General features: G+C 56.8%; 7 protein-coding genes, 1 tRNA gene and 2 rRNA genes (1 of these 10 running past the window's edge). 5 read left to right on the top strand and 5 right to left on the bottom strand.

What is annotated here, in order from left to right; translation table 11 throughout:
* From CK911_RS15725 to CK911_RS15715, 3 genes are all read left to right on the top strand, one after another.
* A 23S ribosomal RNA gene (locus CK911_RS15725) occupies positions 1–1,042 on the top strand; it begins 1,848 nt to the left of the window's first position.
* A 125-nt stretch (positions 1,043–1,167) separates the two neighbouring features.
* A 5S ribosomal RNA gene (rrf, locus tag CK911_RS15720) occupies positions 1,168–1,282 on the top strand.
* A 98-nt stretch (positions 1,283–1,380) separates the two neighbouring features.
* A tRNA-Asp gene (locus CK911_RS15715) sits at positions 1,381–1,457 on the top strand.
* 488 nt (positions 1,458–1,945) lie between these two features.
* On the opposite strand, the gene CK911_RS15710 is transcribed toward CK911_RS15715, so the two are convergent.
* Together CK911_RS15710 and fabR are read right to left on the bottom strand one after the other, a co-directional pair.
* Positions 1,946–2,311 (bottom strand): YijD family membrane protein, encoded by a 366-nt coding sequence (locus tag CK911_RS15710; protein WP_068978310.1) that lies wholly within the window; start codon positions 2,309–2,311, stop codon positions 1,946–1,948.
* Between the two features lie 19 nt (positions 2,312–2,330).
* Complete coding sequence (gene fabR / locus CK911_RS15705; protein WP_098971116.1) at positions 2,331–2,951, bottom strand: HTH-type transcriptional repressor FabR; 621 nt, start codon at positions 2,949–2,951, stop codon at positions 2,331–2,333.
* 148 nt (positions 2,952–3,099) lie between these two features.
* On the opposite strand from fabR, the gene CK911_RS15700 reads away from it, so the two are divergent.
* Positions 3,100–4,218, top strand: a complete 1,119-nt coding sequence (locus CK911_RS15700; RefSeq protein ID WP_098971114.1) for a fatty acid desaturase — start codon at positions 3,100–3,102, stop codon at positions 4,216–4,218.
* Between the two features lie 211 nt (positions 4,219–4,429).
* On the opposite strand, the gene CK911_RS15690 is transcribed toward CK911_RS15700, so the two are convergent.
* On the bottom strand, positions 4,430–4,570 hold the full coding sequence (locus CK911_RS15690) for a hypothetical protein (protein ID WP_172953930.1): 141 nt from the start codon (positions 4,568–4,570) through the stop codon (positions 4,430–4,432).
* A 187-nt stretch (positions 4,571–4,757) separates the two neighbouring features.
* Here CK911_RS15690 and CK911_RS15685 point away from each other — a divergent pair, with 187 nt between their 5' ends.
* The gene (locus CK911_RS15685; protein WP_042019753.1) at positions 4,758–5,384 is read left to right on the top strand and encodes a lysoplasmalogenase; all 627 of its coding nucleotides are present in this window, start codon (positions 4,758–4,760) and stop codon (positions 5,382–5,384) included.
* Positions 5,385–5,463: 79 nt separating this feature from the next.
* Here CK911_RS15685 and CK911_RS15680 read toward each other — a convergent pair whose 3' ends face one another.
* Positions 5,464–7,017, bottom strand: coding sequence for a DHA2 family efflux MFS transporter permease subunit (locus CK911_RS15680; RefSeq protein WP_098971110.1), 1,554 nt, complete (start codon positions 7,015–7,017; stop codon positions 5,464–5,466).
* Positions 7,017–8,069: an HlyD family secretion protein gene (locus tag CK911_RS15675; RefSeq protein WP_098971107.1), complete on the bottom strand. Its 1,053-nt coding sequence runs from the start codon at positions 8,067–8,069 to the stop codon at positions 7,017–7,019. The genes CK911_RS15680 and CK911_RS15675 overlap by 1 nt, the downstream gene beginning before the upstream one ends.
* Positions 8,070–8,157: the final 88 nt, after the last annotated feature.

The following is an 8,157-nucleotide window of genomic DNA, read 5'->3' as shown; positions in this document are numbered from 1 at the left end:
TTAGCGCAAGCGAAGCTCTTGATCGAAGCCCCGGTAAACGGCGGCCGTAACTATAACGGTCCTAAGGTAGCGAAATTCCTTGTCGGGTAAGTTCCGACCTGCACGAATGGTGTAACCATGGCCATGCTGTCTCCACCCGAGACTCAGTGAAATCGAATTCGCCGTGAAGATGCGGTGTACCCGCGGCTAGACGGAAAGACCCCGTGAACCTTTACTACAGCTTGGCACTGAACATTGAACCTACATGTGTAGGATAGGTGGGAGGCTTTGAAGCGATAACGCTAGTTGTCGTGGAGCCGTCCTTGAAATACCACCCTTGTATGTTTGATGTTCTAACGCAGGGCCCTGAATCGGGCTCGCGGACAGTGCCTGGTGGGTAGTTTGACTGGGGCGGTCTCCTCCCAAAGAGTAACGGAGGAGCACGAAGGTTGGCTAATCCTGGTCGGACATCAGGAGGTTAGTGCAATGGCATAAGCCAGCTTAACTGCGAGACGGACAGGTCGAGCAGGTACGAAAGTAGGTCATAGTGATCCGGTGGTTCTGAATGGAAGGGCCATCGCTCAACGGATAAAAGGTACTCCGGGGATAACAGGCTGATACCGCCCAAGAGTTCATATCGACGGCGGTGTTTGGCACCTCGATGTCGGCTCATCACATCCTGGGGCTGAAGTCGGTCCCAAGGGTATGGCTGTTCGCCATTTAAAGTGGTACGCGAGCTGGGTTCAGAACGTCGTGAGACAGTTCGGTCCCTATCTGCCGTGGGCGTTGGATGATTGAAGGGAGTTGCTCCTAGTACGAGAGGACCGGAGTGAACGAACCTCTGGTGTTCGGGTTGTCACGCCAGTGGCACTGCCCGGTAGCTAAGTTCGGAATCGATAACCGCTGAAAGCATCTAAGCGGGAAGCGAGCCCTGAGATGAGTCATCCCTGACCCCTTGAGGGTCCTAAAGGGCCGTTGGAGACCACAACGTTGATAGGTGGGGTGTGTAAGCGCGGCGACGTGTTGAGCTAACCCATACTAATTACCCGTGAGGCTTAACCATACAACACCCAAGAAGTGTTTCTGGCCTTGTAGCAAGTGCATGAACTACTTAAAAATTCAGTGATAGTGATGAAGCCACGAGCGACATCATTACTCACGTCAGCTTTCTCAGATTGAATTAATTTGCCTGGCGGCCATAGCGCCGTGGAACCACCTGATCCCATGCCGAACTCAGAAGTGAAACGCGGTAGCGCCGATGGTAGTGTGGCATTCGCCATGCGAGAGTAGGACACTGCCAGGCACCCAATTAAACAGTGATGTGAAGAATCACATCATTGGCCGAGAGGATGACACCTCTGATAAGCGGCAAAAGATTTAGCGAAAAGCTAACCAAATAGCGGAGCGGTAGTTCAGTTGGTTAGAATACCGGCCTGTCACGCCGGGGGTCGCGGGTTCGAGTCCCGTCCGCTCCGCCACTAATTTTAAAGGCCTTCCCGAATGGGAAGGCCTTTTTGCTATGGGCAGATTTTGCCCATAGAACCCCTTGTTTGCACACCAGCGCGAACACCAAAGCCCGGTCTCTCGACCGGGCTTTGTCATTTTTAGTGTGTTAAATAGTCAATACTTGGCGTTTACCTGCCGGAAGAGTGCCCAACAGCCTGCAATCCCCTCCTTTTTGTATCTATACCGCGACCTTATCAGCTCAATCTACAGCCATTTGAATGGTGCTATGACCGACCAAATCAGACTTCTGCCGCCTGTTGGCTACAGGGCAGTTCCATATTGACCACCCCATCCTCCATCTGGACGTCGATCTTGAAGCCGAGCCGCTTGGCGAGATTAACGATACCGAGATTGCCGAGCGTGACGGATTAATCAGGTGCAGCGCAAACAAAAAGGCCTTCCCGTTGGGAAGGCCTTTTTTCTTTATCTATCAGGTGATTGCCATCACTTGGTCGATTTATCAGGGCTTCACTTTGCTACCAATGCTCAGGCCCAGCTTGATGGAGAGGGCTGCCAGTAGCAGCAGCATCATGATCAGGGAGAAGAAGTTGCTGCCGAGTTCCGGGTATTGCACCTTGAGCAGCGCGGAGTGGCCGAAGGCACCGATAAAGAAGCAGAGCAGGGTGCAGATGGGGGTGTTGCCCACCATGGGTTCATGGCGATAGTGCTGGAACAGCTGATAGGCCGCCAGCCAGAGGGCAATCAGCGGAAAGAAGGAGAAAGGCACGACCGAGTTGGTCAGTGCTGTCAGAGAAGCATCACCACAGATGCCAATCAGCATGGCCATGGCGAGCGGTTTTTTCGGGATCATAAGCTGTTCAGGCATGTCGTTCTCCATCCTGTGGTCATGGGTGAGTTTCACGGCGCTTCTGGTTTTGCACCTCGGCGCCCATGGCGATCATCCGCAGTTGGCTAATGGTGCGGTCGGAGAGTGCCCGGCACTCTTCGCTGGTCATGTCGAGCGCATCGGCACCGGCACTGAATACGATGGTGACCATGGCTTCTGCCTGGATGTAGGCATCTTCCCGTGGCGCTTCGGTGGTGGCTTCCAGATAGTCGGTCAGCTCGGCGATGAAGTGCTGGATCTCGCGCGCCACCGCCTGACGAAATGCGGCCGAGGTGCCGGAGCGTTCCCGCAGCAGCAGTCGGAAGATGTTGGGGTTGTTCTCGACGAACTCCATAAAGGTCTGCACCGAGGTGCTGATGACACTGCCGCCACCGGCAATGCGCTGGCGTGCCTGGCGCATCAGTTGGCGCAGGGTGAGGCCACCTTCGTCAACCAGGGTCAGGCCCAGCTCCTCCATATCACGAAAGTGGCGATAGAAAGAGGTGGGTGCAATACCCGCTTCACGAGCGACTTCCCGCAGGCTGAGATTGGAGAAACTCCGATTGGCGCACAGTTGGCTGAATGCAGCGTCGATCAATGTACGCCGGGTTTTTTCTTTTTGTTGAGCGCGAATACCCACGAAATCAGTCACCTTCAGCTTATTGAGGCCAAATGATAACCCGAAGGCGCCTCAGGGGTCAGGTTTGTATCCTACTTTTTTACCATTGACCGTGAGGAAATCACCATAGAAAATGGCTAACAGCTGTTCGCTGAAAGGATGCAATGAGATGGCCAGACCCCCAATAATTTTGACCAATACCCTACTGTTCTCCCTCTCCGGGATAGTGGCGCTGATTGTCGTGCCCTGGTACGGCGTGAGCCACGGTTACGATCTCTGGCAGTGGGCCAGTTTCCTGTTGTTGTTCTGCCTGAGTGGTCTCTCCATCACCGCAGGCTATCACCGGCTCTGGTCGCATAAGGCCTATAAGGCGCACCCCGCTTTGCAGTGGTTGTTTGCCATCGGAGGTGCATTGGCATTGCAGAATTCGGCCCTGCACTGGTCAGCTGATCACCGCCGTCACCATCGTCATGTGGATGACAACGAAAAAGACCCCTACAGCGCGGGGCGCGGTTTCTGGTACTCCCACATCGGCTGGATGTTGCGGGAGCATCAGGGAGAGCGCTATGGCGATTACAGCAATGTGCGGGATCTGCAGAATAACCCTGTGGTCGCGTTTCAGCATCGCCACTATCTGGCGCTGGTGCTGGCGACCAATCTGGGCCTGCCGCTGCTGTTTGGCCTGATCCACGGGGACCTGCTCGGCATGCTGTTGTTGGCGGGCGTGCTGCGGACGGTGATGACTCACCACACCACCTTCTTCATCAATTCGCTGGCCCATATCTGGGGCAGTCAGCCCTATACCGACCGCAATACCGCTCGCGACAACGGCATCCTGGCCTTTTTCACCTTTGGCGAGGGGTACCACAACTTTCACCACCTGTTCGAGAATGACTACCGCAACGGCATTCACTGGTGGCAGTTCGATCCGACCAAGTGGCTGATCCGGCTCGCCTCATGGTGCGGTCTGGCGGGGGATCTCAGATCCTCGCCGGAGGAGCGTATCGAGCAGGCAAGGCTGCAGATGCAACTGAAACGGGCGCAAGCCAGATTGCGCAAGCAGGAAGATCGCGAGCTGTGGCAGGAGTTGCTGCAGGAGGAGTACGACAAACTGAGCGAGCAATTGCAGCACTACTACGCCAGTCGCAAACGGCTGCTGGAGTTGCGCAAGCGCAAGGCATTGGCCCGTTATGATCGCCTCAAGCTGCAACTGGAGTATCGGGCCCTGCGGGACGGCTTCATCGCAGGTAAACGCAACTGGAGTCGCCTGCTGGCAGGCATTGCATGATACCGTCCGGGTATCACACAGACCAATAGAGAAGACCGCCAGTTGGCGGTCTTCTCTATTGGTCTGCATGTTTGAACGGGCTAGTTGGCTTGGCTCTGCTGTTGCAACTGATCCAGTGCCTGTTGCTCCTGCTGGCTGAGACCCAGCTGTTCGCAGGCTTGCTCAAAGCTGATCCCCAGATGGCACATCATGATGTCCAATAACGGGAGGGCTAGTTGGCTTGGCTCTGCTGTTGCAACTGATCCAGTGCCTGTTGCTCCTGCTGGCTGAGACCCAACTGTTCGCAAGCCTGCTCAAAGCTGATCCCCAAATGGCACATCATGATGTCGATGGCGGGCAGATAGTTTTTCATAGCTTCTTCCATGGTGATCCTCCAGACCCGTCTCTTATGCCCTGAACCACACGAGGGGGCAATTAGACTTTAGGCTTAGTCTGCCCATTTGATAAGCACCTCTGCCACTGCAGCAAGGAATTTGTTACCCTGCACCATGATAAAAACGGTTGCCGTATGACTGCGAGCAACAGGTGAGGAGCAGGGCATGTTATTGAGTTTCTTGATCATCGCTTCCGGTTGGTGGCATATCCGCGCTGCCTACGGTTCAGATAGTCGCCAGTTTTATATCAGCAAGCCGCTGACCATGCTGCTGATCATTGCGCTGGCGTTCGGTTATCAGAGTTATGACCACGATGGTTCTCACGCCTGGATCTTGCTCGGTCTCTGCCTCTCGTTAGCGGGAGATGTATTGCTGATGCTGCCAACTGATCGCTTTATTCAGGGACTGGCCGCATTTTTTGTCGCGCACCTCTGCTATATCGTCGGCTTTGCCCAGGGGCCGCTGGTGCTCAAGTTGGTCGATGGCTTGCTGCTGTTACTGGTCGCAGGCATGGTGTTTGGCATCTTGTGGGGCAAGCTGGGGGAGATGCGGATCCCGGTCTTCTGCTACATGCTGGTGATCATCGGTATGGCTTGGGTTGCAGCCGGTGCCTGGCACGCCTCTCTCACCGCAGGTTCTGCGGCAGCGCTGGTCGGTGCCCTTATGTTCCTCTTCTCCGACTGCATGCTGGCACTTGATCGTTTCCGCCGCCCCTTTCCCCACGCCCGCGCCTGGGTCATGAGCAGTTACTTTGCCGCGCAATTCCTGATTGCGGGGTCACTGGCGGGATAGTGCCATGTGGTTGAGTGCAGGTAACAGATAAAGAAAAACGGGCGTTTGCCCGTTTTTTGTTTTATGCCCCGGCTGTTTTTCAAGCCTCCAGCGGTTCTGCATCCGCCGCCCGCGGGGCCGGGGATTTGAGCAGCAACATCAGGGCGCTGGCGATCAGCAGAAAGATCCCCATGATGTAGAACACCTGATTGTAGGCCATGATGGCTGCTTCCCGGTTGATGGTATTGGTCAGCATGGCTTGTGCCTGCTGCTGGGCGATCTCCGGGCCTGATCCCTGATCCATCATGGTTTGGGCCAACTGCAGCAGATAGCTCTGCCCCTCGATACTGCTGGCGGCCAGGGTGCTGCTGATCTGCACCACATGAGTGCGAGTATCGTTGTCGAGCAGGGTGGCGATAATGGCGATACCGAATGCACCACCGAGGTTGCGCAGCACGTTGAGCAGGGTCGAGGAGGAGGGGATTTCGTCGTGGGTCAGGCTGGCGGTCGCGACCAGGGAGAGCGGCACCATGATGAAGGGTTGCCCCAGTGCCCGTACGATCAACGCTTGTATTAACTGTGGCCCGGCATAGTCAGCACTCATATTGACGTTCATAAAGCAGCTGACGGCGAAGATCAGAAAGCCGAAGCTCACCAGATAGCGCGGGTCTATCTTGTGGGTCAACCTGGGCACCAGCGGCAGCACCAGCAGTTGCGGCAGTCCCATCCACATCAGCACCTCGCCGATTTCCAGCGCGTTGTAGTTGTGGATCTGGGTCATGTAGAGCGGCAGCACATAGATGGAGCCCATCAACGCCATCCCGAGGATCAGATAGGCGAAGCAGGCCAGCGCGAAGCGCGGGTTGTGCAGCAGCCGCAAATTGACCAGTGGGTGACGGCGAATAAGCTGGCTGATGACGAAGAACACCAGTGCCACCGCCGAGATGACCGCCAGTCGTACGATGAAACTCGAGCCGAACCAGTCCTCTCGGTTGCCCTCCTCCAGTACCACCTCCAGCAGGCCCAGGCCGAGTGCCATAGTGACGATGCCGATCAGATCGACTTGCTTGATCACTGCCCAGTCCACCGGTTTCTTGTCCAGCCCGTAGGCCAGCATCGCCATCACCAGCAGTCCCGGCGGCACATTCATGTAAAAGATGTAGTGCCACGATATCTGTTCGGTGAGCCAGCCACCCAGGGTGGGGCCAATGGCCGGGGCGAAGGTAGCACAGAGGCCGAACAGCGCCATGCCGGTGGCTCGTTTATGCAGTGGCAGCAGGGTAACAATGAGGGAGAAGGCCATCGGGATCAGCGCGCCACCGGTGAAGCCTTGCAGCGCCCGGAAGATGATCATGCTGGTGAGGTTCCAGCTGAACGAGCAGAGCACGGAGGCGACGATAAAGGCGCCGGTGGTCCAGAGCAGGTAGCGGCGCACGCTCAGCCCCCGGCTCAACCAGCCGCTCAGGGGGATGGCGATCATCTCCGCCACCAGATAGGAGGTGGAGATCCAGGAGCTTTCGCTCAGGGTGGCAGAGAGCGCCCCCTGAATGTCCTTCAGGGAGGCATTGGTGATCTGGATATCGAGGATGGCCATGAAGGCGCCGATAAGGCCCCCCATGACCGCGATCCAGTTGCGACGTGGAATGGGTTCCATCAGTTGGCGGCAACCACGGCTTCAGGAGTATGGGTATCCACGATCACCTCGCTGGAGAGACCCGGCAGCAGCTTCCCTGCCAGCGGGCCCGGCTCGGGGATGCGGATCTTGACCGGTACCCGCTGGACGATTTTGGTGAAGTTGCCGGTGGCGTTCTCCGGTGGCAGCAGGGCGAACTTGGCGCCAGTGGCGGGGGAGAGACTGTCGATAATCCCCTCGACCGGCTGATCCGGGTAGGCATCCAGTACAACTTCTACTTTTTGGCCCGGCAGCATGTGGGCGAGCTGGGTCTCCTTGAAGTTGGCCTCGACCCATACCTGTTGTAGCGGTACCAGACTGGCGACCTGCATGCCGGACTGGACATAGAGTCCCTCCCGCAAGCTGCGCTTGCCGATGATGCCATCGGCTGGCGCCCGCAGTTCGGTGTAAGTCAGCTCCAGCCTCGCCTCTTCCAGTTGTGCTTCGCTCAGGGCCAGCCTGGCCAGATTCTGTTTGCGTTCGGCATCCAGTACCAGTAGTCGCTCGCGGGCGGCCTGCAGAGCGGCTCTTGCCTCTTGCTCCTGTGCCAGATTGACCTGCAGACCGGCCCGCACCTCGTCCAGACTGTCTTGCGAGCTGTAGTGACGCTGGTTGAGCTGGCTGATCCGGTTCACTTGCTGGTGGGCACGCAGTTGCTCGGCACTGGCGGAGGCGACTCTGGCCTCCGCTTGCTGGATCAGGCTCAGCTGCTGGGTGCGGGTGGCGGCCAGATTCTCGGCGGTGGCCTGATTGAGTTGCAGATTGGCTTGGGCTTCTGCCACCTTGTTCTTGTATTCGCGGTCATCAAGACGGGCGATTAGCTGGTCTGCTTTGACCGGCTGGTTATCGGTGACCAGTACTTCGCTGATATAGCCCGGCAGTTTGGATCGGATCCCGGTCACTTCACTTTGCAGATAGGCGTTGTCGGTACTTTCGAAATAGCGGCCGTGCAGATACCAGTAACCGGCGAACAGCAGACCGATCATCACCAGTATCATGGCGGCCAGCAGGGGAATTTTTTGGTGTTGACGCATTTGGCGGGATTCCTGAACGTAAGGCGGGCAGGCTAACACTGGCTGACTGTTTCGATTAGTATTGGTTCACGAGATATACAGTTTCACT

The sequence above is a fragment of the Aeromonas sp. CU5 genome (genome assembly GCF_002586745.1).
Classification (GTDB): domain Bacteria; phylum Pseudomonadota; class Gammaproteobacteria; order Enterobacterales; family Aeromonadaceae; genus Aeromonas; species Aeromonas sobria.
This window is presented reverse-complemented; position numbering and strand designations above follow the sequence as displayed.

What these genes read in the sequence shown, in the direction of transcription:
- CK911_RS15710 (WP_068978310.1), bottom strand. Translation starts at nt 2,311, where the DNA reads ATGCCTGAACAGCTTATGATCCCGAAAAAACCGCTCGCCATGGCCATG.
- CK911_RS15700 (WP_098971114.1), top strand. Translation starts at nt 3,100, where the DNA reads ATGGCCAGACCCCCAATAATTTTGACCAATACCCTACTGTTCTCCCTC.
- CK911_RS15690 (WP_172953930.1), bottom strand. Translation starts at nt 4,570, where the DNA reads ATGAAAAACTATCTGCCCGCCATCGACATCATGATGTGCCATTTGGGG.
- CK911_RS15685 (WP_042019753.1), top strand. Translation starts at nt 4,758, where the DNA reads ATGTTATTGAGTTTCTTGATCATCGCTTCCGGTTGGTGGCATATCCGC.
- CK911_RS15680 (WP_098971110.1), bottom strand. Translation starts at nt 7,017, where the DNA reads ATGGAACCCATTCCACGTCGCAACTGGATCGCGGTCATGGGGGGCCTT.
- CK911_RS15675 (WP_098971107.1), bottom strand. Translation starts at nt 8,069, where the DNA reads ATGCGTCAACACCAAAAAATTCCCCTGCTGGCCGCCATGATACTGGTG.